The sequence below is a fragment of the Rothia nasimurium genome, from assembly GCF_049068285.1.
Lineage (GTDB): Bacteria > Actinomycetota > Actinomycetes > Actinomycetales > Micrococcaceae > Rothia > Rothia nasimurium_I.
Genome location: NZ_JBLKPV010000025.1, coordinates 1 through 637 on the forward strand (window position 1 = coordinate 1; position 637 = coordinate 637).

Sequence of the window (637 nt, forward strand, 5' to 3'; positions counted from 1 at the left end):
CGATGTGGCCTTCGGGCAGTTCGTGGGTGACGCCTTCGCCGTTGATGCCGATGTGGCCTTCAGGCAGTTCATGGGTTACCCCTTCACCCTTTGCTGTGATGATGGGGTCAAGGTTCTCATCTACCCAGGTTGAACCATCAACGGGGAGGAAAGGAACTTCGTGGGTGACGCCTTCACCGTTGATGCCGATGTGGCCTTCGGGCAGTTCGTGGGTGACGCCCTCGCCGTTGATGCCGATGTGGCCTTCAGGTAGTTCGTGGGTGACGCCCTCTCCCTTATCGGTTACTAGGGGGTTGAGGTTTTCGTCGACCCAGGTTGAGCCGTCCGCATCTCCGGTAACGGGGGAGACCCAGGCGGAACCATCACCGCTGACGGTGGGAATATCTACCCATTCAGAAGAATCAGCTGCAAAAGCAGGTGAACCCATGAAAGCAACCGCTGCCAAAGACAGCGCGGCGGTAGCACCAAGGGTCTTCTTAGAAGGCTTGTGAAAAGCGGACATGTCGAACCTCTCTGTTCGTAGTGAGTGATACCCTGCGAGTGATGATGAGGGTGCGGGCAATTACAAGAAAGCTCAGCTCTGAGCTTTGTTCTCAGGGGTCGTGTTACTGGCTCCCAGAGAGCTTTTGTAATTCAC

Annotated in this window: 1 protein-coding gene; it reads right to left on the minus strand. The window is 56.0% G+C overall.

The window, feature by feature from the left end:
* A partial coding sequence (locus ACMXX3_RS11705; protein WP_421084885.1) for a hypothetical protein occupies window positions 1–502 on the minus strand: 502 nt, incomplete at its 3' end.
* Window positions 503–637 lie beyond the last annotated feature (135 nt).